This is a genomic window from Streptococcus sp. CF8_St5-17, from assembly GCF_024295665.1.
GTDB lineage: Bacteria > Bacillota > Bacilli > Lactobacillales > Streptococcaceae > Streptococcus.
Genome location: NZ_JANCOU010000007.1, coordinates 60,893 through 87,178 on the forward strand (window position 1 = coordinate 60,893; position 26,286 = coordinate 87,178).

34 protein-coding genes are annotated in these 26,286 nt (G+C 39.3%); 33 read left to right on the top strand and 1 reads right to left on the bottom strand.

The genetic code is table 11. The features are described 5' to 3' along the window. Positions 1-13: 13 nt before the first annotated feature. The 31 genes from rpsQ to gap all read left to right on the top strand — a co-directional run bounded on the left by rpsQ (position 14) and on the right by gap (position 22,293). Positions 14-274, top strand: a complete 261-nt coding sequence (gene rpsQ, locus NMM19_RS06710) for a 30S ribosomal protein S17 (protein ID WP_000440801.1) — start codon at positions 14-16, stop codon at positions 272-274. A gap of 25 nt (positions 275-299) precedes the next feature. Then, positions 300-668: a 50S ribosomal protein L14 gene (rplN, locus tag NMM19_RS06715; protein WP_000616547.1), complete on the top strand. Its 369-nt coding sequence runs from the start codon at positions 300-302 to the stop codon at positions 666-668. A gap of 72 nt (positions 669-740) precedes the next feature. Further along, the gene (rplX, locus tag NMM19_RS06720) at positions 741-1,046 is read left to right on the top strand and encodes a 50S ribosomal protein L24 (protein ID WP_000497691.1); all 306 of its coding nucleotides are present in this window, start codon (positions 741-743) and stop codon (positions 1,044-1,046) included. Positions 1,047-1,069: 23 nt separating this feature from the next. Continuing rightward, complete coding sequence (rplE, locus tag NMM19_RS06725; protein ID WP_000013542.1) at positions 1,070-1,612, top strand: 50S ribosomal protein L5; 543 nt, start codon at positions 1,070-1,072, stop codon at positions 1,610-1,612. A gap of 17 nt (positions 1,613-1,629) precedes the next feature. Then, positions 1,630-1,815, top strand: coding sequence for a type Z 30S ribosomal protein S14 (locus tag NMM19_RS06730; protein ID WP_001085699.1), 186 nt, complete (start codon positions 1,630-1,632; stop codon positions 1,813-1,815). A 212-nt stretch (positions 1,816-2,027) separates the two neighbouring features. Then, positions 2,028-2,426 (top strand): 30S ribosomal protein S8, encoded by a 399-nt coding sequence (rpsH, locus tag NMM19_RS06735; protein WP_004251095.1) that lies wholly within the window; start codon positions 2,028-2,030, stop codon positions 2,424-2,426. Between the two features lie 191 nt (positions 2,427-2,617). Further along, positions 2,618-3,154, top strand: coding sequence for a 50S ribosomal protein L6 (gene rplF / locus NMM19_RS06740; protein WP_178895572.1), 537 nt, complete (start codon positions 2,618-2,620; stop codon positions 3,152-3,154). Positions 3,155-3,237: 83 nt separating this feature from the next. After that, the gene (gene rplR / locus NMM19_RS06745; protein ID WP_004251098.1) at positions 3,238-3,594 is read left to right on the top strand and encodes a 50S ribosomal protein L18; all 357 of its coding nucleotides are present in this window, start codon (positions 3,238-3,240) and stop codon (positions 3,592-3,594) included. Positions 3,595-3,611: 17 nt separating this feature from the next. Further along, positions 3,612-4,106, top strand: a complete 495-nt coding sequence (gene rpsE, locus NMM19_RS06750) for a 30S ribosomal protein S5 (protein WP_004251100.1) — start codon at positions 3,612-3,614, stop codon at positions 4,104-4,106. A gap of 13 nt (positions 4,107-4,119) precedes the next feature. Further along, a complete protein-coding gene (gene rpmD, locus NMM19_RS06755; protein WP_000057241.1) occupies positions 4,120-4,302 on the top strand; it encodes a 50S ribosomal protein L30 in 183 nt (60 codons plus the stop codon). Positions 4,303-4,445: 143 nt separating this feature from the next. Further along, the gene (rplO, locus tag NMM19_RS06760; RefSeq protein ID WP_006151070.1) at positions 4,446-4,886 is read left to right on the top strand and encodes a 50S ribosomal protein L15; all 441 of its coding nucleotides are present in this window, start codon (positions 4,446-4,448) and stop codon (positions 4,884-4,886) included. Positions 4,887-4,898: 12 nt separating this feature from the next. After that, positions 4,899-6,209 (top strand): preprotein translocase subunit SecY, encoded by a 1,311-nt coding sequence (gene secY, locus NMM19_RS06765; protein WP_178895571.1) that lies wholly within the window; start codon positions 4,899-4,901, stop codon positions 6,207-6,209. 155 nt (positions 6,210-6,364) lie between these two features. Continuing rightward, positions 6,365-7,003, top strand: coding sequence for an adenylate kinase (locus tag NMM19_RS06770; RefSeq protein ID WP_178895570.1), 639 nt, complete (start codon positions 6,365-6,367; stop codon positions 7,001-7,003). A 117-nt stretch (positions 7,004-7,120) separates the two neighbouring features. Next, entirely contained in the window at positions 7,121-7,339 is a 219-nt protein-coding gene (gene infA, locus NMM19_RS06775; protein WP_001029883.1) for a translation initiation factor IF-1, read from the top strand. A 24-nt stretch (positions 7,340-7,363) separates the two neighbouring features. Continuing rightward, positions 7,364-7,480: a 50S ribosomal protein L36 gene (rpmJ, locus tag NMM19_RS06780; protein WP_001808836.1), complete on the top strand. Its 117-nt coding sequence runs from the start codon at positions 7,364-7,366 to the stop codon at positions 7,478-7,480. Positions 7,481-7,497: 17 nt separating this feature from the next. Then, a complete protein-coding gene (gene rpsM, locus NMM19_RS06785; RefSeq protein WP_004251117.1) occupies positions 7,498-7,863 on the top strand; it encodes a 30S ribosomal protein S13 in 366 nt (121 codons plus the stop codon). Between the two features lie 17 nt (positions 7,864-7,880). After that, positions 7,881-8,264, top strand: coding sequence for a 30S ribosomal protein S11 (gene rpsK, locus NMM19_RS06790; protein WP_001118385.1), 384 nt, complete (start codon positions 7,881-7,883; stop codon positions 8,262-8,264). A gap of 43 nt (positions 8,265-8,307) precedes the next feature. Then, on the top strand, positions 8,308-9,243 hold the full coding sequence (locus NMM19_RS06795) for a DNA-directed RNA polymerase subunit alpha (RefSeq protein WP_004251121.1): 936 nt from the start codon (positions 8,308-8,310) through the stop codon (positions 9,241-9,243). An 11-nt stretch (positions 9,244-9,254) separates the two neighbouring features. Continuing rightward, entirely contained in the window at positions 9,255-9,641 is a 387-nt protein-coding gene (rplQ, locus tag NMM19_RS06800) for a 50S ribosomal protein L17 (protein ID WP_004251124.1), read from the top strand. 258 nt (positions 9,642-9,899) lie between these two features. After that, complete coding sequence (locus tag NMM19_RS06805) at positions 9,900-10,166, top strand: ACT domain-containing protein (protein ID WP_006151049.1); 267 nt, start codon at positions 9,900-9,902, stop codon at positions 10,164-10,166. 9 nt (positions 10,167-10,175) lie between these two features. Continuing rightward, positions 10,176-11,513: a PFL family protein gene (locus tag NMM19_RS06810; RefSeq protein ID WP_178895569.1), complete on the top strand. Its 1,338-nt coding sequence runs from the start codon at positions 10,176-10,178 to the stop codon at positions 11,511-11,513. 310 nt (positions 11,514-11,823) lie between these two features. Beyond that, positions 11,824-12,195 carry a ribonuclease P protein component gene (gene rnpA, locus NMM19_RS06815; protein ID WP_178895568.1) on the top strand — a complete coding sequence of 124 codons (372 nt, stop codon included), beginning with the start codon at positions 11,824-11,826 and terminating at the stop codon, positions 12,193-12,195. Beyond that, a complete protein-coding gene (locus NMM19_RS06820) occupies positions 12,170-12,985 on the top strand; it encodes a YidC/Oxa1 family membrane protein insertase (RefSeq protein ID WP_178895567.1) in 816 nt (271 codons plus the stop codon). The genes rnpA and NMM19_RS06820 overlap by 26 nt, the downstream gene beginning before the upstream one ends. Before the next feature lie 14 nt (positions 12,986-12,999). After that, on the top strand, positions 13,000-13,956 hold the full coding sequence (jag, locus tag NMM19_RS06825) for an RNA-binding cell elongation regulator Jag/EloR (protein WP_178895566.1): 957 nt from the start codon (positions 13,000-13,002) through the stop codon (positions 13,954-13,956). A 54-nt stretch (positions 13,957-14,010) separates the two neighbouring features. Beyond that, positions 14,011-14,631, top strand: a complete 621-nt coding sequence (locus NMM19_RS06830) for a ribonuclease P (protein ID WP_178895565.1) — start codon at positions 14,011-14,013, stop codon at positions 14,629-14,631. Positions 14,632-14,749: 118 nt separating this feature from the next. Then, positions 14,750-16,726: a transketolase gene (tkt, locus tag NMM19_RS06835; RefSeq protein ID WP_178895564.1), complete on the top strand. Its 1,977-nt coding sequence runs from the start codon at positions 14,750-14,752 to the stop codon at positions 16,724-16,726. 116 nt (positions 16,727-16,842) lie between these two features. After that, positions 16,843-17,163, top strand: a complete 321-nt coding sequence (gene yajC, locus NMM19_RS06840) for a preprotein translocase subunit YajC (protein ID WP_000509386.1) — start codon at positions 16,843-16,845, stop codon at positions 17,161-17,163. A 48-nt stretch (positions 17,164-17,211) separates the two neighbouring features. Next, entirely contained in the window at positions 17,212-17,649 is a 438-nt protein-coding gene (locus tag NMM19_RS06845; RefSeq protein ID WP_178895563.1) for a low molecular weight protein-tyrosine-phosphatase, read from the top strand. Next, positions 17,642-18,055, top strand: a complete 414-nt coding sequence (locus NMM19_RS06850; RefSeq protein WP_178895562.1) for an MORN repeat-containing protein — start codon at positions 17,642-17,644, stop codon at positions 18,053-18,055. Before NMM19_RS06845 ends, NMM19_RS06850 begins: the two co-directional genes overlap by 8 nt. A gap of 288 nt (positions 18,056-18,343) precedes the next feature. Beyond that, positions 18,344-20,995, top strand: coding sequence for a bifunctional acetaldehyde-CoA/alcohol dehydrogenase (adhE, locus tag NMM19_RS06855; protein ID WP_178895561.1), 2,652 nt, complete (start codon positions 18,344-18,346; stop codon positions 20,993-20,995). A 287-nt stretch (positions 20,996-21,282) separates the two neighbouring features. After that, a complete protein-coding gene (gap, locus tag NMM19_RS06860) occupies positions 21,283-22,293 on the top strand; it encodes a type I glyceraldehyde-3-phosphate dehydrogenase (protein ID WP_006154814.1) in 1,011 nt (336 codons plus the stop codon). 72 nt (positions 22,294-22,365) lie between these two features. Here the strand turns inward: gap and NMM19_RS06865 are convergent, their stop codons facing one another. After that, positions 22,366-23,244 carry an RluA family pseudouridine synthase gene (locus NMM19_RS06865; RefSeq protein ID WP_302851393.1) on the bottom strand — a complete coding sequence of 293 codons (879 nt, stop codon included), beginning with the start codon at positions 23,242-23,244 and terminating at the stop codon, positions 22,366-22,368. Between the two features lie 88 nt (positions 23,245-23,332). Between NMM19_RS06865 and pbp2a the strand changes: the two genes are divergently transcribed. Further along, positions 23,333-25,558, top strand: coding sequence for a penicillin-binding protein PBP2A (pbp2a, locus tag NMM19_RS06870; protein ID WP_178895560.1), 2,226 nt, complete (start codon positions 23,333-23,335; stop codon positions 25,556-25,558). Positions 25,559-25,740: 182 nt separating this feature from the next. Beyond that, positions 25,741-26,220 (top strand): sigma factor, encoded by a 480-nt coding sequence (locus tag NMM19_RS06875; protein WP_178895559.1) that lies wholly within the window; start codon positions 25,741-25,743, stop codon positions 26,218-26,220. The last annotated feature ends 66 nt before the right edge of the window (positions 26,221-26,286 follow it).

Here is a 26,286-nt window from a genome sequence, read left to right on the forward strand (position 1 = left end):
AGGAGAAATTTCAATGGAACGCAATAATCGTAAAGTTCTTGTTGGACGTGTTGTATCTGACAAAATGGACAAGACAATCACAGTTGTAGTTGAAACAAAACGTAACCACCCAGTCTATGGTAAACGTATTAACTACTCTAAAAAATACAAAGCACATGATGAAAACAATGTTGCCAAAGAAGGCGATATCGTACGTATCATGGAAACTCGCCCGCTTTCAGCTACAAAACGTTTCCGTCTTGTAGAAGTTGTTGAAGAAGCGGTTATCATCTAATCAAGCCTGAAAGGAGAAAACTGAAATGATTCAAACAGAAACTCGTTTGAAAGTCGCAGACAACAGCGGTGCACGCGAAATCTTGACTATCAAAGTTCTTGGTGGTTCTAAACGTAAATTTGCGAACATCGGTGATGTTATTGTGGCATCTGTAAAACAAGCTACTCCTGGTGGTGCGGTTAAAAAAGGTGACGTTGTTAAAGCAGTTATCGTTCGTACTAAATCAGGTGCTCGTCGTGCTGATGGTTCATACATCAAATTTGACGAAAACGCAGCAGTTATCATCCGTGACGACAAAACTCCTCGCGGAACACGTATCTTTGGCCCAGTTGCACGTGAATTGCGTGAAGGTGGCTTCATGAAGATCGTGTCACTTGCTCCAGAAGTACTTTAATCAATAAAAACAAACACAGTCCCCTGGCTTAGCCAGGGTGCCCATTGGGCGTAAGAATAAAAGGAGAAAAAAATGTTTGTAAAAAAAGGCGACAAAGTTCGCGTAATCGCTGGTAAAGATAAGGGAACAGAAGCTGTTGTCCTTACTGCCCTTCCAAAAGTAAACAAAGTTATCGTTGAAGGTGTTAACATCGTTAAGAAACACCAACGTCCAACTAACGAACTTCCTCAAGGTGGTATCATCGAGAAGGAAGCAGCTATCCACGTATCAAACGTTCAAGTTTTGGACAAAAATGGTGTAGCTGGTCGTGTTGGTTACAAATTTGTAGACGGTAAAAAAGTTCGCTACAACAAAAAATCAGGCGAAGTGCTTGATTAATCACGAAGGAAAGGAGAAGTATAATGGCAAATCGTTTAAAAGAAAAATATCTTAATGAAGTAGTTCCTGCTTTGACAGAACAATTCAACTACTCATCAGTGATGGCTGTTCCTAAAGTGGATAAGATCGTTTTGAACATGGGTGTTGGTGAAGCTGTATCAAACGCTAAAAGCCTTGAAAAAGCTGCTGAAGAATTAGCACTTATCTCAGGTCAAAAACCACTTATCACTAAAGCTAAAAAATCTATCGCCGGCTTCCGTCTTCGTGAAGGTGTTGCGATCGGTGCAAAAGTTACCCTTCGTGGTGAACGTATGTACGAATTCTTGGATAAATTGGTTTCAGTATCACTTCCACGTGTACGTGACTTCCACGGTGTTCCAACAAAATCATTTGACGGACGCGGAAACTACACACTTGGTGTGAAAGAGCAATTAATCTTCCCAGAAATCAACTTTGATGACGTTGACAAAACTCGCGGTCTTGACATCGTTATCGTAACTACTGCTAACACAGACGAAGAGTCACGTGCATTGCTTACAGGCCTTGGAATGCCTTTTGCAAAATAATATAGGAGGTATAACTAATGGCTAAAAAATCTATGATTGCTAAGAACAAACGCCCAGCGAAGTTCTCTACTCAAGCATACACTCGCTGTGAACGTTGTGGACGTCCACACTCAGTTTACCGCAAGTTTAAACTTTGCCGTGTTTGCTTCCGTGAATTGGCATACAAAGGTCAAATCCCTGGTGTAACAAAAGCATCTTGGTAATAACATGATACAAAGAGCGTAACAACCCCAGCAAAAATAGGAGATTTGGTGCAGGAGCAATGCTCCAAGACAAATCTATCTTTTTTGCCCAGGTTGTAGCTCGTGTTCAAATGAGATTATCTTGTTTGAATGTGTCAATACTATCTGAGCCCAGCTCAATCATTAACTAGCAAGTGCAACTTGCAAACTACTAGTAAGAGGAGAAAAATAAAATGGTTATGACTGACCCAATCGCAGACTTCCTAACTCGTATTCGTAACGCTAACCAAGCAAAACACGAAGTACTTGAAGTACCTGCATCAAACATCAAAAAAGGGATTGCTGAAATCCTTAAACGCGAAGGTTTTGTTAAGAACGTAGAAATCATCGAAGATGACAAACAAGGCATCATCCGTGTATTCCTTAAATACGGAGCAAACGGTGAACGAGTTATCACTAACTTGAAACGTGTTTCTAAACCAGGACTTCGTGTCTACAAAAAACGTGAAGATCTTCCAAAAGTACTTAACGGTCTTGGAATTGCTATCCTTTCAACTTCTGAAGGTTTGCTTACTGATAAAGAAGCTCGCCAAAAGAATGTTGGTGGAGAGGTTATCGCTTACGTTTGGTAAAATCAAGATACAAAGCTCGTAAAGAACAAAGCAAAATTAGGAAGTTGGAGCAGGTTGTTTACAAACAAGCCAACTTATCTATTTTGCACAGTTCTTAGAGCGTGTTCAGTTCAGATCTTGAACTAAATAAGTATCTTAACCCCGTGAAAACTGGCCTTTATGGCCTGACAATTTAACAGGAGAATAAAAACATGTCACGTATTGGTAATAAAGTTATCGTGTTGCCTGCTGGTGTTGAACTCACTAACAATGACAACGTTGTAACTGTAAAAGGACCTAAAGGAGAACTTACTCGTGAGTTCTCAAAAGATATTGAAATCCGTGTGGAAGGTACTGAAGTAACTCTTCACCGTCCAAACGATTCAAAAGAAATGAAAACTATCCACGGAACTACTCGTGCACTTTTGAACAACATGGTTATTGGTGTTTCAGAAGGATTCAAGAAAGAACTTGAAATGCGTGGGGTTGGTTACCGTGCACAACTTCAAGGAAACAAACTTGTTTTGGCTGTTGGTAAATCACATCCAGACGAAGTTGAAGCTCCAGCAGGAATTACTTTTGGACTTCCAAACCCAACGACTATCGTTATCAGCGGAATTTCAAAAGAAGTAGTTGGTCAAACAGCTGCTTACGTACGTAGCCTTCGTTCACCAGAACCATACAAAGGTAAAGGTATCCGTTACGTTGGCGAATATGTTCGTCTTAAAGAAGGTAAAACTGGTAAATAATGTTGAGTGGTTGATTTTCAACCACCAACCCCATTACCAACTTTGTGCATAGCACATGATTTAAAATTAAAGAGGTGAAAACTGTGATTTCTAAACCAGATAAAAACAAACTCCGCCAAAAACGCCACCGTCGTGTACGCGGAAAACTCTCTGGAACTGCTGATCGCCCACGTTTGAACGTATTCCGTTCTAATACAGGCATCTACGCTCAAGTGATTGATGACGTAGCGGGTGTAACGCTCGCAAGTGCTTCAACTCTTGACAAAGAAGTTTCAAAAGGAACTAAAACTGAACAAGCCGTTGCTGTCGGTAAACTCGTTGCAGAACGTGCAAGTGCTAAAGGTATTTCAGAAGTGGTGTTCGACCGCGGTGGATATCTATATCACGGACGTGTGAAAGCTTTGGCTGATGCAGCTCGTGAAAACGGATTGAAATTCTAATAGGAGGACACTAGAAAATGGCATTTAAAGACAATGCAGTAGAACTTGAAGAACGCGTAGTTGCTGTTAACCGTGTTACAAAAGTTGTTAAAGGTGGACGTCGTCTTCGTTTCGCAGCTCTTGTAGTAGTTGGTGACCGCAACGGTCGTGTAGGATTTGGTACTGGTAAAGCTCAAGAAGTTCCAGAAGCAATCCGCAAAGCAGTAGAAGATGCTAAGAAAAACTTGATCGAAGTTCCTATGGTCGGAACAACAATTCCACATGAAGTTCTTTCAGAATTCGGTGGAGCTAAAGTATTGTTGAAACCTGCTGTAGAAGGTTCTGGAGTTGCCGCAGGTGGTGCAGTTCGTGCCGTTGTGGAATTGGCAGGTGTGGCAGATATTACATCTAAATCACTTGGTTCTAACACTCCAATCAACATTGTTCGCGCAACTGTTGAAGGTTTGAAACAATTGAAACGCGCTGAAGAAGTTGCTGCCCTTCGTGGTATTTCAGTTTCTGATTTGGCATAAGAAAGGGGATAAAATGGCTCAAATTAAAATTACTTTGACTAAGTCTCCAATCGGACGCATTCCATCACAACGTAAAACTGTTGTAGCACTTGGACTTGGCAAATTGAACAGCTCTGTTATTAAAGAAGATAACGCTGCAATCCGTGGTATGATTACTGCAGTATCTCACTTGGTAACAGTTGAAGAAGTAAACTAATGATTATTTAGGGGATGTGCATATGACCATCCCCTAAAACTAGATATAGTCATCTTAGATGACACAGTATAGGCGAGTTGATAAAGGAGACAACCTTTTCTCCTTTATCGGCGCTAGCATTTTACAAAAGAGGAGAAAAATAAATGAAACTTCATGAATTGAAACCTGCAGAAGGTTCTCGTAAGTCACGTAACCGTGTTGGACGTGGTACTTCATCAGGTAACGGTAAAACATCAGGCCGTGGTCAAAAAGGTCAAAAAGCTCGTAGCGGAGGCGGTGTACGTCTTGGTTTTGAAGGTGGACAAACTCCATTGTTCCGTCGTCTTCCAAAACGTGGATTTACTAACATCAACGCTAAAGAATATGCTATTGTAAACCTTGATCAATTGAACGCCTTTGATGACGGTGCTGAAGTAACTCCAGTGGTACTTGTAGAATCAGGAATTGTTAAATCTGAAAAATCAGGTATCAAAGTTCTTGGTAACGGTGAGTTGACTAAGAAATTGACTGTTAAAGCAGCTAAATTCTCTAAATCAGCTGAAGAAGCTATCACTGCTAAAGGTGGTTCTGTTGAAGTCATCTAAGTGAGGTGACCTATGTTTTTTAAATTATTGAGAGAAGCATTCAAAGTTAAACAAGTTCGATCAAAAATTCTATTTACAATTTTTATCGTATTTGTATTCCGTATCGGTACAAGCATTACTGTACCATGGGTAAATGCAAATAGCTTGAACGCTTTGAGTGGACTATCCTTCTTGAATATGTTGAGCTTGGTGTCAGGGAATGCCATGAAAAACTTCTCAGTTTTTGCACTTGGTGTTAGTCCCTACATCACAGCCTCAATCGTCGTCCAACTCTTGCAAATGGATTTATTGCCAAAATTTGTAGAGTGGGGCAAACAAGGGGAAGTAGGTCGTAGAAAGTTAAATCAAGCGACTCGATACATTGCCCTTGTGCTTGCATTTGTTCAATCAGTCGGGATTACTGCTGGTTTTAACGCTCTGTCTGGAGCTAAACTTTTGACTGTACCACTTACACCACAAGTATTCCTTGTAATTGGTGGAATTTTAACCGCAGGAAGCATGATTGTAACCTGGTTGGGAGAGCAAATCACAGATAAGGGATACGGAAATGGTGTTTCAATGATTATCTTTGCAGGGATTGTTGCTTCAATTCCTGATATGATTAAGGGCATCTATGTAGATTACTTTGTCAATGTACCAAGCAGTCGTTTGACATCGTCTCTCATTTTCGTTGCTATCTTAATCATTGCTGTTTTGTTAATTGTTTACTTTACAACTTACGTTGAACAAGCTAAATACAAGATTCCAATTCAGTATACAAAGGTAGCTCAAGGTGCGCCGTCAAGCTCCTATCTTCCATTGAAGATTAACCCTGCTGGGGTTATCCCGGTTATCTTTGCTAGCTCTATTACAGCAGCACCGGCAGCAATTTTACAATTCGTAAGTGCGTCTGGTCTTAATTGGGAATGGGTAAAAACAGCTCAAGAGTTGGTATCTACTTCAACCCCAACAGGTGTTGCTTTGTATGCTCTGTTGATTATTCTCTTTACATTCTTCTATACATTTGTACAGATCAATCCAGAGAAAGCAGCAGAAAATTTACAAAAGAGTGGAGCTTATATCCATGGTGTCCGTCCTGGTAAAGGGACAGAAGAATATATGTCAAAACTTCTTCGTCGTCTCGCAACAGTCGGATCAATCTTCCTAGGTGTGATTTCTATCCTACCTATTGTAGCTAAAGATTTATTTGGTCTTTCAGAAGTTGTCGCTTTTGGGGGAACAAGTTTGCTAATCATTATCTCTACAGGTATCGAAGGAATTAAACAATTGGAAGGTTATCTATTGAAACGTAAGTATGTTGGTTTCTTAGATACAACAGAATAATTGTAATAGAAAATAAAATTCACTATTGCTCAGAGAGTGGAGTGTAAAAATCAAAGACATTGTCAGATTTTTATCTCCTCTCTTCTATTTTGTTTTTAAATAGGAGTTGAAATGAATTTTTGCTTCTATTTAAATACAAAAAAGGAGTTTGAATCATGAATCTTTTGATTATGGGTTTACCTGGTGCAGGTAAAGGGACACAAGCAGCGAAAATTGTTGAACAGTTTCACGTTGCCCACATCTCAACAGGTGACATGTTCCGTGCAGCAATGGCTAACCAAACTGAAATGGGTGTATTAGCTAAGTCTTATATTGATAAAGGCGAATTGGTTCCAGATGAAGTTACAAATGGAATTGTTAAAGAACGTCTTTCTCAAGATGATATTAAAGAAACTGGCTTCTTGTTGGATGGGTACCCACGTACAATTGAGCAAGCTCATGCCTTAGACAAAACATTGGCTGAACTTGGAATTGAACTTGAAGGTGTTATTAACATCGAAGTAGATCCATCATGCCTACTTGAACGTTTGAGTGGTCGTATCATTCACCGTGAAACTGGCGAAACTTTCCATAAAGTATTCAACCCACCAGTTGATTACAAAGAGGAAGATTACTACCAACGTGAGGATGATAAACCTGAGACAGTTAAACGTCGTTTGGATGTCAATATTGCTCAAGGTGAACCAATCATTGCTCACTATCGAGCTAAAGGTCTAGTACATGATATCGAAGGCAACCAAGATATCAATGATGTCTTTAAAGATATCGAAAAGGTATTGACAAATTTGAAATAAAAGCGTTTTTCAGGCTTGCAAAATGTCTTGACAAATGTTATACTGAGTTAGTCTGACTTATAATTGTTGTCTCTGTGTCTAGAGGCATCAAATCGAAATTTAGGGAGGTACTTTTGCGTGGCAAAAGACGATGTGATTGAAGTTGAAGGCAAAGTAGTCGATACGATGCCGAATGCAATGTTTACGGTTGAACTTGAAAATGGACATCAGATTTTAGCAACAGTTTCTGGTAAAATTCGTAAAAACTATATTCGTATTTTAGCGGGAGATCGTGTTACTGTTGAAATGAGTCCATATGACTTGACACGTGGACGTATCACTTACCGCTTTAAATAATCGAAAAACTTGGAGGGATAAGAAATGAAAGTAAGACCATCGGTCAAACCAATTTGCGAATACTGTAAAGTAATTCGTCGTAATGGTCGTGTTATGGTAATTTGCCCAGCAAATCCAAAACACAAACAACGTCAAGGATAAGATAGAAAGGAGAAAACATGGCTCGTATTGCTGGAGTTGATATTCCAAATGACAAACGCGTAGTTATCTCATTGACTTATGTCTATGGTATCGGACTTGCAACATCTCAAAAGATTTTGGCAGCTGCTGGAGTTTCAGAAGATATTCGTGTTCGTGACCTTACATCAGATCAAGAAGATGCTATCCGTCGTGAAGTGGATGCAATTAAAGTTGAAGGTGACCTTCGTCGTGAAGTGAACTTGAACATCAAACGTTTGATGGAAATCGGTTCATACCGTGGTATCCGTCACCGTCGTGGACTTCCTGTCCGTGGACAAAACACTAAAAACAACGCTCGCACTCGTAAAGGTAAAGCTGTTGCGATTGCTGGTAAGAAAAAATAATATAGGAGGTAAAAGTCTTGGCTAAACCAACACGTAAACGTCGTGTGAAAAAGAATATCGAATCTGGTATTGCTCATATTCACGCTACATTTAATAACACTATTGTTATGATTACTGATGTGCATGGTAATGCAATCGCTTGGTCATCAGCTGGTGCTCTTGGTTTCAAAGGTTCTCGTAAATCTACACCATTTGCTGCTCAAATGGCTTCAGAAGCTGCTGCTAAATCTGCACAAGAACACGGTCTTAAATCAGTTGAAGTTACTGTAAAAGGTCCAGGTTCTGGTCGTGAGTCAGCTATTCGTGCTCTTGCTGCCGCTGGTCTTGAAGTAACAGCAATTCGTGATGTGACTCCAGTGCCACACAATGGTGCTCGTCCTCCAAAACGTCGCCGTGTATAATCATTACCTTTACACTGCTTTTCGTTTAAGAGGGAGTAACTAAATGATCGAGTTTGAAAAACCAAATATAACAAAAATTGATGAAAATAAAGATTATGGCAAGTTTGTAATCGAACCACTAGAACGTGGATACGGTACAACACTTGGTAACTCTCTTCGTCGTGTACTTCTTGCTTCTCTTCCAGGAGCAGCTGTTACATCTATCGATATCGATGGAGTATTACATGAATTTGATACAATTCCTGGTGTTCGCGAAGACGTGATGCAAATCATTCTGAACATTAAAGGTATTGCAGTTAAATCATATGTAAAAGACGAAAAGACTATTGAACTTGATGTTGAAGGTCCTGCTGAAGTGACAGCCGGAGATATTTTAACTGATAGTGATATTGAAATCGTAAATCCAGATCATTATCTTTTCACAATCGGAGAAGGTGCTTCATTTAAAGCAACTATGACTGTAAACACTGGTCGTGGCTATGTACCTGCAGATGAAAATAAAAAAGATAATGCCCCAGTTGGAACACTTGCTGTAGATTCTATTTATACACCAGTTACAAAAGTTAACTATCAAGTTGAACCTGCTCGTGTAGGAAGCAATGATGGTTTCGACAAATTAACCCTTGAAATCTTGACAAATGGAACTATTATTCCAGAAGATGCTTTAGGGCTTTCAGCACGTATTTTGACAGAACATCTTGATTTGTTTACAAATCTTACAGAGATTGCTAAATCTGCAGAAGTGATGAAAGAAGCTGATACTGAATCGGACGACCGTATTTTGGAACGTACGATTGAGGAACTTGACTTGTCTGTACGCTCGTATAACTGTTTGAAACGTGCTGGTATCAATACTGTGCACGATTTGACAGAAAAATCTGAAGCAGAGATGATGAAAGTAAGAAATCTTGGACGCAAGAGTTTGGAAGAAGTGAAACTCAAACTCATTGATTTGGGTCTTGGATTAAAAGATAAATAAAGGAGGAATACATGGCTTACCGTAAACTAGGACGCACTAGCTCACAACGTAAAGCAATGCTTCGCGATTTGACAACTGACCTTTTGATCAACGAATCAATCGTGACAACTGAAGCTCGTGCTAAAGAAATCCGTAAAACTGTTGAAAAAATGATTACTCTAGGTAAACGTGGTGATTTGCATGCACGTCGTCAAGCTGCTGCTTTCGTACGTAATGAAATCGCATCTGAAAACTATGATGAAGCAACTGACAAGTACACTTCTACTACAGCTCTTCAAAAATTGTTCTCAGAAATCGCACCTCGTTACGCAGACCGTAACGGTGGATACACTCGTATCCTTAAAACTGAACCACGTCGTGGTGATGCAGCGCCAATGGCGATCATTGAATTAGTATAAAATCATCAATTTTGTTGAGTGTTATGATGATGGAGCCCTGTGCTCTTAGTCTAGCTCTGGTCTACCGCTAGGACTTTTGTCCTAGCGGGAACACTCATCATAAGATGGTCGGTAGACGCTTGTTTACGAAATTGTTTTTCTTTTAAGAACAATTTCGTAAGCAGGCGTTTTTTAGTTTTTTTGTTGTAAATGTGCTATACTGAGAAAAAAGAAAATCACAAAATTAGATTTTCTATAGTTTAAAAATGGAGGGTCGATATGAAAGCTATCATAACTGTAGTTGGAAAAGATAAAGGTGGGATTGTTGCAGGTGTTGCGACTAAGATTGCTGAATTAGGATTAAATATTGATGATATTTCACAAACTGTCTTGGACGAGTTCTTCACAATGATGGCTGTGGTATCTAGTGAAGAAAAACAAGATTTTACTCATTTGAGAAATGAGTTTGAGGCTTTTGGTCAGACTTTGAATGTCAAAATCAATATTCAGAGTGCTGCGATTTTTGATGCTATGTATAATATCTAGGAGGCGTGTATGGATATTAGACAAGTCACTGAAACAATCTCAATGATTGAAGAGCAGAATTTTGATATCAGAACAATTACCATGGGAATTTCACTTCTAGATTGTATAGATCCAGATATTAATAAGGCTGCAGATAAAATTTATGATAAGATAACTAGCAAGGCCGCAAATTTAGTTGCTGTCGGGGATGAAATTGCAGCTGAACTTGGGATTCCAATCGTTAACAAACGCGTATCGGTAACGCCTATTTCTTTGATTGGAGCAGCAACAGATGCGACAGATTATGTAGTGTTAGCAAAAGCTTTAGATAGAGCAGCAAAAGAAATTGGTGTAGATTTTATTGGGGGTTTTTCTGCCTTAGTTCAGAAAGGCTACCAAAAAGGAGACGAAATACTCATCAACTCGATTCCGCGTGCCTTAGCTGAAACTGATAAAGTTTGCTCTTCTGTCAATATCGGTTCAACCAAGTCAGGAATTAACATGACTGCTGTAGCTGATATGGGTCGAATTATCAAGGAAACTGCTAGTTTTTCTGATATGGGAGCTGCTAAATTAGTTGTATTTGCCAATGCAGTTGAAGACAATCCTTTTATGGCCGGAGCCTTTCATGGTGTTGGCGAAGCTGATGTTATTATTAATGTTGGTGTTTCAGGTCCTGGTGTAGTCAAACGTGCCTTAGAAAAAGTTCGCGGCCAAAGCTTTGATGTAGTTGCTGAAACTGTTAAAAAGACAGCCTTCAAGATTACTCGGATTGGTCAATTAGTTGGCCAGATGGCTAGTGAAAGACTAGGAGTTGATTTTGGGATTGTTGATTTGAGTTTAGCACCTACTCCTGCAGTGGGGGATTCTGTAGCTCGGGTTCTCGAGGAAATGGGTCTTGAAACAGTTGGGACTCATGGGACGACTGCAGCCTTAGCTCTTTTAAATGACCAAGTAAAAAAAGGTGGTGTAATGGCTTGCAACCAAGTCGGTGGATTGTCAGGTGCTTTCATCCCAGTCTCAGAAGATGAGGGTATGATAGCAGCAGTGCAAAATGGCTCCCTAAATCTTGAGAAATTAGAAGCAATGACAGCTATCTGTTCAGTTGGTTTGGATATGATTGCCATTCCAGAAGATACTCCTGCAGAGACGATTGCAGCTATGATTGCGGATGAGGCAGCAATTGGTGTCATTAACATGAAGACAACGGCTGTTCGTATTATTCCAAAGGGTAAAGAAGGCGATATGATTGAGTTTGGAGGCCTATTGGGGACGGCGCCAGTAATGAAGGTCAACGGTGCTTCTTCAGTTGATTTCATTGCTCGTGGAGGTCAAATTCCAGCTCCAATCCATAGTTTTAAAAATTAATAAAAAAATAAAATGGTTTAAGGTCAATTTAAGGATGAGTGTGTATACTATAATCATTAAATGAAGACCTCCTAACTTTATTTAATAGAAATCCTAAACTTTTTCATAATAATCTCCTACAAAAGTCGCTCGTAAGAGTGGCTTTTGTTTTGTATTCTCAAAAAAACTAGTAAAATATCATTGATTCTGGTCAAATTTTTTAAGAATGGCTACTTTTTTCGAAGCCAAACCAGCCTAAAACCTTGCCATGATTGGCTTTTTGAAATTTTATGGTATAATAGTAGTAGTTTTATTAGATGGAGTATGATTTTTGAGAAAAAGCTTTCGTGTAAAAAAAGAGAAAGATTTCGACGCCATATTTAAAAAGGGAGCAAGTGTAGCTAATCGAAAATTTGTTATTTATCGATTAGAAAACAATGAAACACATTTTCGAGTAGGTTTATCAGTCAGTAAAAAATTAGGAAATGCTGTAACAAGAAACCAAATCAAGAGAAGAATCCGGCATGTTCTCATTCAAAATAGCAATCAAATTGTTGATAATGTCGATTTTGTTGTGATTGCTCGAAAAGGCGTTGAACTACTAGAATATGCAGAAATTGAAAAAAATTTACTTCATGTTTTGAGATTAGCAAAGATTTACCAGGAAGGAAATAAGAGTGAAGAAGAAATTACAATTGACTAGTTTTTTAGGTTTGTCCTTGTTGGTAATGACTGCTTGTGCAACTAGTGAAGTGTCTGCTGATTCGGCAGACTTTTGGAGTAAACTTGTTTATTTTTTTGCTGAAACCATTCGTTTTTTGTCCTTTAATGTAAGCATTGGTTTAGGGATTATTCTTTTCACGGTTTTGATTAGAACAATACTGTTACCAGTCTTTCAAACACAAATGGTGGCTTCCAGAAAAATGCAAGAGGCGCAACCTCTTATCAAAGAATTGCGCGAACGTTATCCAGGTCGCGACATGGAAAGTCGTACTAAGCTAGATCAGGAAACACGTAAACTATTTAAAGAATTAGGCATTAAGCAATCTGCATCCTTCTGGCCGCTTTTGATTCAAATGCCAATTCTATTGGCTCTTTTCCAAGCTTTATCAAACGTAGATTTTTTGAAGACAGGCCACTTTTTATGGTTCAATCTAGGTGGAGCTGATACCACTTTCGTACTACCTATTTTAGCTGCCCTATTCACCTTCCTCAGTAGCTGGCTTTCAAACAAAGCTTTGCCTGAGAAAAATGGTGCAATGACAGGTATGATGTATGGCATGCCTGTTATAATCTTCTTTTTTGCAATATCTGCTCCAAGTGGTGTCGCTCTTTACTGGGCGGTTTCAAATGCTTATCAAGTATTGCAAACTTACCTTTTGAACAATCCCTTCAAAATTATTGCAGAGCGTGAAGCAGATGTGCAAGCTAAGAAGGATTTAGAAGTTAAGAAAAGAAAAGCTCTAAAGAAAGCACAGAAAAAGAAAAAGTAAGGAGAAATCTGATAATGGTATTATTTACAGGTTCAACAGTTGAAGAAGCAATCCAAAATGGATTGAATGAATTAAATATTCCGAGAATGAAAGCTCATATCAAAGTTGTTTCGAGAGAGAAAAAAGGATTTTTTGGACTTTTTGGAAAAAAACCAGCTCAAGTTGATATCGAAGCAATCAGTGAAACAACGGTTGTAAAAGCAAATCAGCAAGCGATCAAAGGCGTTCCAAAAGAAATTAATGATCAAAATGATCCAGTTAAAACAGTCAGTGAAGCAACAGTCGATTTGGGACATGTAGTTGCAGCTATCAAGAAGATTGAAGAAGAAGGCCAAGAAATTTCTGAAGAAGTCAAGGCTGAAATTCTCAAGAATGATAAGGAAGCAAGCACTATTTTAGAGGAAACAGGGCACATTGCTGTTTTAAAAGAATTGCAACCTGAAGAAATTCAAGAAAATGCTGACGAAGAGCAAGGTAGTGATTTAGAAAACCTTGGTTTGAAAGTTGAGCCGACTTACGACACAGAAAAGGTTGTTGAAGAAGTGACGGACTATGTTCAAGCAATCATTGATGATATGGATGTTGAGGGAACTATTTCTAGTACTTCTAACCGTCGTTCTATCAACATGCAAATCGATACGAATGAGCCGGGTCGTATTATCGGTTACCACGGTAAGGTTTTGAAATCTCTTCAACTTCTAGCGCAAAATTACCTCTACAATCGTTATTCAAAAACTTTCTACATCACGATCAATGTGAATGACTATGTGGAACATCGTGCAGAAGTTTTGCAGAGTTACGCACAGAAATTGGCTACACGTGTCTTGGAAGAAGGTCGTAGTCAGATGACAGATCCAATGTCAAGTAGCGAGCGTAAAATTATCCATCGTATCATTTCGCGAATGGAAGGTGTAACGAGCTACTCTGAAGGCGACGAACCAAATCGTTATGTTGTCGTAGATACTGAATAAGATAAATGAAAAATCAGGTTTTCCTGATTTTTTTCTAACTAAAGAAGGAATCAAATGAAAGAAATCAAAGATTATCTTGCTTATCAAGGAGAACAGTACCGGAATCCTGACAAAGCAGGAGTTGAAAGAGATAAAATGTTATCCATGCGTAGCAAAGGGCAGGGAGCACGAAAGTCATTTACTCACCTAGCTGAATGTTTTCAAGCTAGGCATTCCGATTGGAAATTACACCCAACCAGTCAATGGATGAATCAAGCTCAACGTCTTCGCCCTCATTTTTGGGCTTATTTACAGGCAGAAGGTTCAGTTGCGGAACCCATGATGGCTCTTCGTTTGTATGGAAGTCAGAAAAATTGGGGAATCTCTTTAGAAGTTAGTTTTATAGAGAGAAAGAAAGATGAAGCTACCTTATCAAAACAGGCTAAAGTTTTGGATGTGCCAGTGGTTGAGGGAATCTATTATTGGGTTCAGAAAAACGATGAGAGTTATAGAGTGCAGGCTACTGAGGAGAATAGACAACTTTTGAGACAACAGTTATCTAACCAAGAGATTCGCAAAGTATTAATAAAAGCTGATGTTCCAGTGACTGATGAAGAAACTCTAGATAAGATTTTAGATGAACTGGATAGGGCTTTTGAAAAATTCTTGCCTTACTATCAAGCGACCAGAAATTAATCTAATCGGCTGAGTCATTTTATAGTAAATTGTTTTATTGCTATTCTAGGTATTTTTTCATATAATAGTAAAATAGGATGAGTGGTATACTTATCACCTCAAAGAGAAAGGAAATTCTATGTCAAATCTATCTGTTAATGCGATTCGTTTTCTAGGTATTGACGCTATCAATAAAGCGAACTCAGGTCACCCAGGGGTGGTTATGGGAGCTGCACCGATGGCATACAGCCTTTTCACTAAAGAACTTCGTATCAATCCAGCTCAACCAAACTGGATTAACCGCGACCGCTTTATTCTCTCAGCAGGTCATGGGTCAATGCTTCTCTATGCCCTTCTTCACCTTTCTGGATTTGAAGATGTGAGTATGGATGAACTGAAGAACTTCCGTCAATGGGGTTCTAAAACTCCAGGTCACCCAGAATTTGGTCATACAGCAGGGGTTGATGCAACTACAGGTCCTCTAGGACAAGGGATTGCGACTGCGACAGGTTTTGCACAAGCAGAACGTTTCCTTGCAGCTAAGTACAACCGTGAAGGTTATAACATCTTTGATCACTACACATATGTTATCTGTGGAGATGGCGACTTGATGGAAGGTGTCTCAAGTGAAGCTGCTTCTTATGCAGGCTTGCAAAAGCTTGACAAGTTGGTTGTTCTTTATGACTCAAATGATATCAACTTGGATGGTGAGACAAAAGATTCATTCACAGAAAGTGTTCGCGATCGTTACAATGCCTACGGTTGGCATACAGCTTTGGTAGAAGATGGAACAGATTTAGAAGCGATTCATGCTGCTATCGAAGAAGCTAAGGCTTCAGGAAAACCATCTTTGATCGAAGTGAAAACTGTTATTGGTTATGGTTCTCCAAACAAACAAGGAACCAATGCCGTACACGGTGCCCCTCTTGGAGCAGATGAAACTGCAGCAACTCGCCAAGCACTTGGTTGGAACTATGAACCATTTGAAATTCCAGCGGAAGTTTATGCCGATTTCAAAGAAAATGTTGCAGATCGTGGTGCATCGGCATATGAAGCATGGACAAAACTAGTCGCAGATTATAAAGAAGCTCACCCAGAACTTGCTGCAGAAGTGGAAGCAATCATCGAAGGGCGTGATCCAGTTGAGGTGACTCCAGAAGACTTCCCGGCTTTAGAGAATGGCTTCTCTCAAGCAACTCGTAACTCAAGTCAAGATGCTTTGAATGTAGTGGCTGCTAAATTGCCAACTTTCCTTGGTGGATCAGCAGACCTTGCTCATTCAAATATGACTTATATCAAAACAGATGGACTCCAAGATGATGCAAATCGCTTGAATCGTAATATCCAATTTGGTGTTCGTGAATTTGCAATGGGTACCGTTTTGAACGGAATGGCTCTTCACGGTGGACTTCGAGTTTACGGTGGAACTTTCTTCGTATTCTCAGACTACCTTAAAGCAGCAGTTCGTTTGTCAGCTCTACAAGGTCTTCCTGTAACCTATGTCTTTACTCACGATTCAATCGCAGTTGGTGAAGATGGACCAACTCACGAACCAGTAGAGCACTTGGCAGGTCTTCGTGCAATTCCAAACCTCAATGTTTTCCGTCCAGCAGATGCGCGTGAAACTCAAGCAGCTTGGTACCTTGCAGTGAAGAGTGAGAAAACACCAACTGCCCTCGTCTTGACTCGTCAAAACTTGACTGTTGAGGAAGGAACAGACTTTGATAAGGTTACCAAAGGTGCTTATGTTGTCTATGAAAATGCAGCAGACTTTGACACTATTTTGATTGCAACAGGTTCAGAGGTTAATCTGGCTGTTGCAGCTGCTAAAGAATTGGCAAGTCAAGGTGGAAAAGTTCGCGTAGTCAGCATGCCATCTACGGATGTCTTTGACGCACAAGATGCAGCCTACAAAGAAGAAATCCTACCAAATGCGATTCGTCACCGTGTGGCGGTTGAAATGGGAGCGACTCAAAACTGGTACAAATACGTTGGTCTTGATGGAGCAGTTCTCGGTATTGATACCTTTGGAGCATCTGCCCCAGCACCAAAAGTTTTAGCAGAGTATGGATTTACAGTTGAAAAATTAGTTGAAATTGTAAACAACTTGAAGTAAGAAAAATCAGAGCATTTGCTCTGGTTTTTTATTGACCTAAAATCAAGGTGCAATCTTGTAAAAACAAGTGAAATTTGATATAGTAGTTTTATCTGAATTACAAAGGAGAAAAAATAATGGGTGGGAATTTAACATTCTTGATTATGCTTGTTTTGATGTTTGGTTTGATGTTCTTCATGCAACGTTCTCAAAAGAAACAAGCTGAAAAACGCATGGAGAGCCTCAACAAACTTCAAAAAGGCTACGAAGTAATCACTATCGGTGGTCTCTACGGTACAGTCGACGAAGTTGATACTGAAAACAAAACGATTGTACTTGATGTAGACGGAGTATACTTGACTTTTGAATTAGGCGCAATTAGAACAGTTTTGCCAGTCAAAGAAGCTGTCACACCTGAAGGCGCTGTTATCGAAGAAGGCAGTGCTATTGAAGAATAAAACGGGGTGAATCTCATTCCCGTTTTTCTATGATAATGAGGAGCAATGATGAAAAAGGTTGTTTTTGTTTGCCTTGGTAATATTTGCCGAAGTCCTATGGCAGAATTTGTTATGAAATCTTTAACCGATGATTATGAGATTGAAAGTAGAGCAACTTCTTCTTGGGAACACGGTAATCCAATCCACAAAGGGACGCAAGGCATCTTTCGAAGTCATGGCGTTCCTTATGATACTTCGAAAACTTCCCAACAAATTTCTAAAAAAGATTTTGAGTATTTTGACTATATCATTGGGATGGATGAGTCTAATCTCGCTGATTTGCATCAGATGTGTCCTCAAGATCAACTACATAAGCTAGAGGCATTTGCTTCTGAGGATGTTCCTGATCCATGGTATACAGGTGATTTTGATGAAACTTATGATCGAGTTTTAACTGGTTGCCAAGCTTGGCTAACACGTTTAGAAAATGAGGCAAAAAATGGATAATTTAAAGAAATTCTATGATAAATACAGTGTCTATATAACGCGTCCTCGTTTGGAAATTGCAACGATAGTAGTCATAGCTCTTTGTGCTATATTTGTATTTGTGGGGAATATGCCTAAGCAAGGAGTTTTAAAATTGGATGGCGATTCACTAGTATATGACGGAAGTATTGTTCGTGGGAAGATGAACGGCCAAGGAACAATGACCTTCTCTAATGGAGATACCTACACCGGACAGTTTAAAAATGGCGCATTTAATGGGAAAGGAACCTACCAAGCTAAGAATGGATGGGTTTATGAAGGTGATTTTGTGAATGGCCAAGCTGAAGGAAAAGGGAAACTAACTACCGAGCAAGAAGTTGTCTATGAAGGCGACTTTAAACAAGGACTCTTCCAACAGGCACAATAACCTCCTAACAAGGAGGTCTTTTCTCAAGAAATAAAGAAAACGCTTCCTTGATTTAAGAGTGGAAAAATAAACTAAAAACAAGTTTGTGAAAAAAAAAAATATAATAAGATTTTCACAAACCTCGGGGAAAGAATGCATTATAACGCGAATTTGAGAAAAAAATCACAAAAATATGAAAATTCTTTGTGAAATATCTATGAAACTGTTTACAAAGTAAAAAAAAAGAGTTATAATATACTTGTGAAAAATTTAACAAAGGTTTAAACCTTTAAGGCTATGGAGGAAAATATGGCTGATAAAAAAACTTTGACACCTGAGCAAAAACAACTCGCTGCTGAAAAGCATGTAGATGGATTAGTACAAAAAGCTTTGGTTGCACTTGACGAAATGCGCAAGTTGAACCAAGAGCAAGTTGACTACATCGTAGCAAAAGCATCTGTTGCTGCTCTTGATGCACACGGAATTCTTGCACAACATGCAGTTGAAGAAACTGGGCGTGGTGTATTCGAAGACAAGGCAACAAAAAACCTTTTTGCCTGTGAACACGTAGTAAACAATATGCGTGGCGTTAAAACAGTTGGAGTTATTGAAGAGGACCCAATTACAGGTCTGACTAAAATTGCAGAACCTGTAGGTGTAATCTGCGGTGTCACTCCAACAACAAACCCAACTTCAACAGCTATTTTCAAATCATTGATTGCTTTGAAAACGCGTAATCCAATCGTTTTCGCTTTCCACCCATCAGCTCAAGAATCATCAGCTCACGCAGCACAAATCGTTCGTGATGCAGCAATCGCAGCTGGCGCTCCTGAAAACTGTGTTCAATGGATTACAGAACCATCAATGGAAGCAACTGGAGCACTTATGAACCACGAAGGCGTTGCGACTATCCTCGCAACTGGTGGTAATGCCATGGTTAAAGCTGCTTACTCATGCGGTAAGCCAGCACTTGGGGTAGGTGCCGGGAATGTTCCTGCTTATGTAGAAAAATCTGCTGACCTCCGTCAAGCTGCTCATGATATCGTTATGTCTAAATCATTTGATAATGGTATGGTCTGTGCGTCAGAACAAGCAGTTATCATTGATAAAGAAGTTTATGATGAATTTGTAGAAGAATTCAAGTCATATCACACTTACTTTGTAAACAAGAAAGAAAAAGCTCTTCTTGAAGAATTCTGTTTCGGTGTGAAAGCTAACAGCAAAAACTGTGCTGGTGCTAAACTAAACGCAAACATCGTTGGTAAGCCAGCTGCATGGATTGCTGAACAAGCTGGATTCTCTGTTCCAGAAGGAACAAATATCTTGGCAGCAGAATGTGCAGAAGTAGGACCAAAAGAACCATTAACTCGTGAAAAATTATCACCAGTTATTGCAGTTCTTAAAGCTGAAGATACTGAAGATGGTCTTAAAAAAGCTCGTCAAATGGTTGAGTTCAATGGACTTGGTCACTCAGCAGCTATCCATACAAAAGACGAAGAACTTGCTAAACGTTTTGGTACAGAAATCAAAGCAATGCGTATTATCTGGAACTCTCCATCTACTTTCGGTGGTATCGGTGACGTATACAATGCCTTCATTCCATCATTGACACTTGGATGTGGTTCTTATGGACACAACTCAGTCGGTGATAACGTGAGTGCAATTAACCTTCTAAACATCAAGAAAGTAGGGAAACGTAGAAATAATATGCAATGGTTTAAAGTTCCTTCAAAAATTTACTTCGAACGCAATTCTATCCAATACCTTCAAACATGTGAAGATATTGAACGCGTAATGATTGTTACAGACAAATCTATCGAAAAACTTGGTTTTGTTCAACGCATTATCGACCAATTGAACAAACGTAGCAACCGTGTAACTGTCCAAGTCTTCTCAGATGTTGAACCAGATCCAGATATCACAACTGTAGAACGTGGAACTGAAGTGATGCGAAAATTTGAACCAGACACAATTATCGCACTTGGTGGTGGTTCTCCAATGGATGCGGCTAAAGTAATGTGGCTCTTCTACGAACAACCACAAATCGACTTCCGTGACTTGGTTCAAAAATTCATGGATATTCGTAAACGTGCCTTCCGCTTCCCATCGCTTGGCAAGAAAGCGAAATACATCGGTATTCCAACAACTTCAGGTACAGGTTCAGAAGTAACACCATTTGCCGTTATCTCTGATAAGAAAAACAACCGTAAATATCCATTGGCTGACTACTCATTGACACCAACTATTGCGATTGTTGACCCTGCTTTGGTTGAGTCAGTTCCTGACTTCATCGCTGCCGATACAGGTATGGACGTGTTGACTCACGCTACCGAAGCTTACACTTCAAACTTTGCTAATGATTATACAGATGGTATCGCTCTTCAAACAATCAAGCTTGTCTTCGAATGGTTAGAAAAATCAGTTAAGACAGCTGATCCAGAAGCTCGCGAAAAAATGCATAATGCTTCTACAATGGCTGGTATGGCCTTCGCCAATGCCTTCCTTGGGATGAGTCACTCAATGGCCCATAAGATTGGCGCGGTTCACCACACTGTTCACGGACGTACAAATGCAATCTTGCTTCCATACGTAATCCGTTACAATGGAACTCGTCCATCTAAGACTACTACATGGCCTAAATACAACTACTGGAAAGCTGATGAGAAATTCCAAGATATCGCGAAAATGCTTGGCTTGCCTCACTCAACTCCAGAAGAAGCAGTTGAAGCATACGCTAAAGCTGTTTACGACCTTGGTGTTGCAGTAGGTATCAAGATGAACTTCAAGGATCAAGGAATTGATGAAAAAGCTTGGAAAGACAGCTTGCATGAAATTGCCTTGCTCGCATATGAAGACCAATGTTCACCTGCGAACCCACGCTTGCCAATGGTAGCTGACATGGAAGAAATCATGGCAGATGCTTACTATGGTTATGCAGAACGTCCAGGACGTCGAAAATAATAGATTATCAGCCTAGAGGCAGGAGTTATCCTGTCTCTTTTTTGATTTTTCATGGAACCAAAATTTTATAAGGAATCATGATGTGGATAGAGTGAAGGCTTTTACTAAGGTGTCTTAGTAAAATAAGAGGAATTGAAAAGTATAAAACTAAAGTGAAAATCAACGCCCGCACTTGCAATAAAACTAAAATAGTTATATAATAGGTTTGTTGAAAGGTGATTTGTAGTGATTCAAGTTACTCTTTTCACAATAAAATTTTCATGATTTTCATAAGGAGGAAATCACTAATGGTAGTTAAAGTTGGTATTAACGGTTTCGGTCGTATCGGTCGTCTTGCTTTCCGTCGTATCCAAAACGTAGAAGGTGTTGAAGTTACTCGCATCAACGACCTTACAGATCCAGTTATGCTTGCACACTTGTTGAAATATGACACAACTCAAGGTCGTTTCGACGGTACTGTGGAAGTTAAAGAAGGTGGATTCGAAGTTAACGGTAAATTCGTTAAAGTTTCTGCTGAACGCGATCCAGAACAAATCGACTGGGCTAACGACGGTGTAGAAATCGTTCTTGAAGCAACTGGTTTCTTTGCTACTAAAGCAGCTGCTGAAAAACACTTGCATGCTGGTGGTGCTAAGAAAGTTGTTATCACTGCTCCTGGTGGATCAGATGTTAAAACAGTCGTATTTAACACTAACCACGATATTCTTGATGGTACTGAAACAGTTATCTCAGGTGCTTCATGTACTACAAACTGCTTGGCTCCAATGGCTAAAGCTCTTCAAGATAACTTCGGTGTTGTTGAAGGATTGATGACTACTATCCACGCTTACACTGGTGACCAAATGATCCTTGACGGTCCACACCGTAAAGGTGACCTTCGTCGTGCTCGTGCTGGTGCTGCAAACATCGTTCCTAACTCAACTGGTGCTGCTAAAGCAATCGGTTTGGTTATTCCTGAATTGAACGGTAAATTGGACGGAGCTGCACAACGCGTTCCTACTCCAACTGGATCAGTTACTGAATTGGTAGTTGTTCTCGAAAAGAACGTTACTGTTGATGAAGTAAATGCAGCTATGAAAGCAGTAGCTAACGAATCATACGGTTACACTGAAGATCCAATCGTTTCTTCAGACGTTGTAGGTATGTCTTACGGATCATTGTTTGACGCAACTCAAACTAAAGTTCTTGACGTTGACGGTAAACAATTGGTTAAAGTTGTTTCATGGTATGACAACGAAATGTCTTATACTGCACAACTTGTTCGTACTCTTGAATACTTCGCAAAAATTGCTAAATAATTTCTGAGTCGAAAAAGCAAGACCTATTGGTCTTGCTTTTTTAGTATTAGTGAAGAAAAATGGATGATTTTATCATCCATTTTGTTTTAATTCTCTTTCAAATGTATCTGAAAGTGCAGTAAAGCTTAATTTGTTTAAAGTTAGAGGGTGGATAAAGGATAGTTTAAATGCGTGCAGCATCAGTCTGCTAACTTTTGAATGTGAGTTGTAGAGAGGGTCTCCAAGAATTGGATGTCCGTGGTGAGATAGGTGAACTCGGATCTGATGGGTTCGTCCCGTTTTTAATTTGCAACGAATAAGACTAGTTTTGTTCGTTGCAAATTGTTTCAAACGAGTTACTTGGGTTTCAGCGTATTGGCCATTTTTTTGATCCACTACCCGTTTCCTACGGTCGTGACGATTGCGACCAATTTTATCTCGGAAGACAAGCTCTTTAGCCTCTATTTTTCCGTCAACTAGAGCCCAGTATTCTCGGGAAATCTCTTTCTTTTCTAATAAGCGATTAAGGATAGGAAGAATGAATGGATTCTTAGCAAACAATACGAGACCACTTGTTTCCATATCTAGTCTATGGACAACATAGCAAGTTTGACCAACATAGGCGCTGACATGATTAAGAAGAGCAATCTCATCGGGCTGATTCCCATGTGTTTTCATGCCCTCGGGTTTATTTACGATAATTAAATGTTGGTCTTGATAGATTTCATTTACAAGTTTGGGGTTGCCCAAAGCAATTTCTTTTGTAGGATAATCTTCCTCATCGAAAATCAATTGACATTCATCCCCAGACTTGATCGTTTGATGCCAATGCACCTCTTCTTGATTAATGAGGATGTGTTTCTTGGTTCTCAAAAAGTGCCTTATTTTTCGAGGGATTAACAGCTGTTCCTCCAGAAAAAGTTTAACTGTCATTTCAGGTAGAGACTCAGGGATAGTAAAGGTAAATTTCATACTGATATTGTAACAAAAATCAGTTTATTTGGACAGGGGAACTAGCAAAATTCTTGTCTTCCTATGGGGAAGATGATAAAATATACGCATGAAATTAGATACCTTATTTGAAAAATTTCTTTCTTTATTTAAAAAGGAAGAATCCGAAATTGAAGAAACAGAAATGAATGAAGTCGAACAAGAAGAAAATGTGTCGAGCAACTTACGACGTTCAAGAGCAGGGCGAAAGAAATCTGGGGCAGTTGGTCCTATTCGAAAATTCTGGCGCCGTTATCATTTGACAAAAATCTTTCTGATTATAGGACTAAGTGCCAGCCTTTTTGTTGGGGTCTATCTATTTGCGCTAGCAAAATCGACGAATGTTACAGACTTACAAAATGCTTTAAAAACACGTACTCTGATTTTTGACAGAGAAGAAAAAGAAGCAGGCGCCCTGTCAGGTCAAAAAGGCACCTATGTCGAACTTTCGGATATTAGTGAAGATTTGCAGAATGCTGTTATTGCGACAGAAGATAGAAGTTTCTATAAAAATAGTGGAATTAACTATGGACGCTTTTTCCTGGCCATTCTTACAGCAGGTCGCTCGGGTGGTGGTTCTACGATTACTCAGCAGTTGGCAAAGAATGCCTATCTTTCTCAAGATCAGACTGTTCAAAGAAAAGCCAAAGAATTCTTCTTAGCTCTAGAATTAACCAAAAAATATAGCAAGAAGGAAATCCTAACCATGTACTTGAACAATGCCTATTTCGGAAATGGGGTTTGGGGTGTTGAAGATGCAAGTAAAAAATACTTTGGGGTTTCAGCTTCTCAACTGACGCTTGATGAAGCTGCGACTTTAGCAGGAATGCTGAAAGGACCGGAATTATACAACCCTTTGAATTCTATTGAAGATTCTACTAACCGTAGAGACACCGTCTTACAAAACATGGTCGCTGCTGGCTATATTGATAAGGACAAAGAAGCGGAAGCTTCGGGTGTTGATATGGCATCTCAACTGCAGGATGCTTATAAAGGTAAAGTTTCAGACTACCGATATCCATCCTATTTTGATGCTGTTGTTAATGAAGCAATTGAAAAGTATAATTTAACTGAAGAAGAAATTGTGAACAACGGCTATCGTATATATACGGAATTAGATCAGAATTACCAGGCTAATATGCAAGTCATTTATGAAAACACAGCTCTCTTTCCAACCGCAGAAGATGGAACTCATGCTGAGTCTGGCAGTGTTGCTCTAGAACCAAAAACAGGAGGAGTTCGAGGAGTTGTTGGTCGTGTAGCAGGAGATGATAAAGCGGGCTTCCGAAATTTCAACTACGCAACTCAATCAAAAAGAAGTCCAGGTTCAACTATTAAGCCCTTAGTTGTCTATACCCCAGCAGTCGAAGCTGGTTGGGCTCTAAATAAAGAGTTGGATAATCATACTATGGAGTATGGTGATTACAAGGTCGATAACTACGCAGGAATCAAAACATCTCCTGAAGTTCCAATGTACCAAGCTTTAGCTGAGTCCCTAAACCTCCCTGCCGTAGCAACAGTTAAACAACTTGGCATCGACAAGGCTTTTGAATCAGGTGAAAGATTTGGACTTGATTTAACGAATGTGGATCGTGTGTTGGGTGTTGCCCTGGGTGGTGGTGTGGAAACTAGTCCACTACAAATGGCACAAGCTTATGCAGCATTTGCAAATGAAGGTTTGATGCCTGAAGCGCATTTTATTACACGTATTGAAAATGCAAGTGGTCAAGTCATTGCTACACATAAGAATTCTCAAAAACGTGTGATAGACAAGTCTGTAGCTGATAAAATGACTAGCATGATGTTAGGAACCTTCACAAATGGTACAGGAATAAGTTCTTCGCCTGATGGTTATGTTATGGCCGGAAAAACTGGAACGACAGAGACTGCTTTTAACCCAGAATATACGAGTGACCAATGGGTTGTTGGGTATACACCTGATGTAGTCATTAGTCACTGGCTTGGTTTCCCAACTACCGATGAAAACCATTATCTAGCAGGTTCGACATCAAATGGCGCCGCTCATATTTTTAGAAGTATGGCAGAAACAATTCTTCCTTATACGCCAGGAAGTACCTTTACTGTTGAGAATGCTTATGAACTAAACGGTATAGCTCCTAGAAATTCTCAAAATCAAGCAACCGACAATGGTGGTGTGCAATCAAGTGATTCTATAACTGATATCCGAGATCGAGCCCAGAATCTTATTGATGAAGCAGAAAAAGCTATTTCAGATGCAAAAATTAAAGAAAAGGCAAAAACTGTCTGGGATACAATTGTAGATTTGTTCCAATAAATTTTTAAAAGACAAGAGCAAAACTCTTGCCTTTTTTATATCCTAAAAAGCCCCAAAACACTTCCCAATGAAATATCAAACATTCAAAAAAATAAAATCAGGTAAGATAAGTAACAAAATAGAAGAAATGTCATAAATTATCTCTACCTCTGCTATACTAATGGCAGAAAAGGAGAATGATTATGTTAGAAATGAATTACCAAGAAGTGAAAGCTATTGTACACAAATGTAGAAAAGAATACTACCTTCATTTATGGGAAAAAGAAGATTGGGATCAAGAGGGAATGATTTGCCTACATGAATTATTAGAAAATCACCCTGATTTCAAGGGAAATAAAAATAAGGAATTTTATACCTACTTCAAAACAAAGTTTCGAAATCGAATTTTGGATGCAGTTAGGAAACAAGAAAGTTATAAAAGAAGATTGGATCGACAAGCTTATGAAGAAGTGAGCGAAATTAGCCATCGATTAGGCGAAGGGGGGCTGTTGATAGATGAGTCTTACGCATTACAAGAAATGCTTAAAGAGTATCGAGCAGGGTTAGGAAAAGAAAGGTTGGAGTTGTTTGAACGCTTGTTAGCTGATGAGCGATTCAAAGGAAGAAAAGCAATGTTGAAAGAACTAAAGCATGTGCTAAGAGATTTTTCTCCAAAAAGATAAAAAAATAAACCCAATATCTTGACAAGATTCTAAAAGTAGGTATAATAGAAAGAGTTGACAAGCTCA

Bases quoted from the DNA above. Each gene is read 5' to 3' on its own strand.
- rpsQ (WP_000440801.1), top strand. From the start codon at position 14: ATGGAACGCAATAATCGTAAAGTTCTTGTTGGACGTGTTGTATCTGAC.
- rplN (WP_000616547.1), top strand. From the start codon at position 300: ATGATTCAAACAGAAACTCGTTTGAAAGTCGCAGACAACAGCGGTGCA.
- rplX (WP_000497691.1), top strand. From the start codon at position 741: ATGTTTGTAAAAAAAGGCGACAAAGTTCGCGTAATCGCTGGTAAAGAT.
- rplE (WP_000013542.1), top strand. From the start codon at position 1,070: ATGGCAAATCGTTTAAAAGAAAAATATCTTAATGAAGTAGTTCCTGCT.
- NMM19_RS06730 (WP_001085699.1), top strand. From the start codon at position 1,630: ATGGCTAAAAAATCTATGATTGCTAAGAACAAACGCCCAGCGAAGTTC.
- rpsH (WP_004251095.1), top strand. From the start codon at position 2,028: ATGGTTATGACTGACCCAATCGCAGACTTCCTAACTCGTATTCGTAAC.
- rplF (WP_178895572.1), top strand. From the start codon at position 2,618: ATGTCACGTATTGGTAATAAAGTTATCGTGTTGCCTGCTGGTGTTGAA.
- rpsE (WP_004251100.1), top strand. From the start codon at position 3,612: ATGGCATTTAAAGACAATGCAGTAGAACTTGAAGAACGCGTAGTTGCT.
- rpmD (WP_000057241.1), top strand. From the start codon at position 4,120: ATGGCTCAAATTAAAATTACTTTGACTAAGTCTCCAATCGGACGCATT.
- rplO (WP_006151070.1), top strand. From the start codon at position 4,446: ATGAAACTTCATGAATTGAAACCTGCAGAAGGTTCTCGTAAGTCACGT.
- secY (WP_178895571.1), top strand. From the start codon at position 4,899: ATGTTTTTTAAATTATTGAGAGAAGCATTCAAAGTTAAACAAGTTCGA.
- NMM19_RS06770 (WP_178895570.1), top strand. From the start codon at position 6,365: ATGAATCTTTTGATTATGGGTTTACCTGGTGCAGGTAAAGGGACACAA.
- rpmJ (WP_001808836.1), top strand. From the start codon at position 7,364: ATGAAAGTAAGACCATCGGTCAAACCAATTTGCGAATACTGTAAAGTA.
- rpsM (WP_004251117.1), top strand. From the start codon at position 7,498: ATGGCTCGTATTGCTGGAGTTGATATTCCAAATGACAAACGCGTAGTT.
- NMM19_RS06795 (WP_004251121.1), top strand. From the start codon at position 8,308: ATGATCGAGTTTGAAAAACCAAATATAACAAAAATTGATGAAAATAAA.
- rplQ (WP_004251124.1), top strand. From the start codon at position 9,255: ATGGCTTACCGTAAACTAGGACGCACTAGCTCACAACGTAAAGCAATG.
- NMM19_RS06805 (WP_006151049.1), top strand. From the start codon at position 9,900: ATGAAAGCTATCATAACTGTAGTTGGAAAAGATAAAGGTGGGATTGTT.
- NMM19_RS06810 (WP_178895569.1), top strand. From the start codon at position 10,176: ATGGATATTAGACAAGTCACTGAAACAATCTCAATGATTGAAGAGCAG.
- jag (WP_178895566.1), top strand. From the start codon at position 13,000: ATGGTATTATTTACAGGTTCAACAGTTGAAGAAGCAATCCAAAATGGA.
- NMM19_RS06830 (WP_178895565.1), top strand. From the start codon at position 14,011: ATGAAAGAAATCAAAGATTATCTTGCTTATCAAGGAGAACAGTACCGG.
- tkt (WP_178895564.1), top strand. From the start codon at position 14,750: ATGTCAAATCTATCTGTTAATGCGATTCGTTTTCTAGGTATTGACGCT.
- yajC (WP_000509386.1), top strand. From the start codon at position 16,843: ATGGGTGGGAATTTAACATTCTTGATTATGCTTGTTTTGATGTTTGGT.
- NMM19_RS06845 (WP_178895563.1), top strand. From the start codon at position 17,212: ATGAAAAAGGTTGTTTTTGTTTGCCTTGGTAATATTTGCCGAAGTCCT.
- NMM19_RS06850 (WP_178895562.1), top strand. From the start codon at position 17,642: ATGGATAATTTAAAGAAATTCTATGATAAATACAGTGTCTATATAACG.
- adhE (WP_178895561.1), top strand. From the start codon at position 18,344: ATGGCTGATAAAAAAACTTTGACACCTGAGCAAAAACAACTCGCTGCT.
- gap (WP_006154814.1), top strand. From the start codon at position 21,283: ATGGTAGTTAAAGTTGGTATTAACGGTTTCGGTCGTATCGGTCGTCTT.
- NMM19_RS06865 (WP_302851393.1), bottom strand. From the start codon at position 23,244: ATGAAATTTACCTTTACTATCCCTGAGTCTCTACCTGAAATGACAGTT.
- pbp2a (WP_178895560.1), top strand. From the start codon at position 23,333: ATGAAATTAGATACCTTATTTGAAAAATTTCTTTCTTTATTTAAAAAG.
- NMM19_RS06875 (WP_178895559.1), top strand. From the start codon at position 25,741: ATGTTAGAAATGAATTACCAAGAAGTGAAAGCTATTGTACACAAATGT.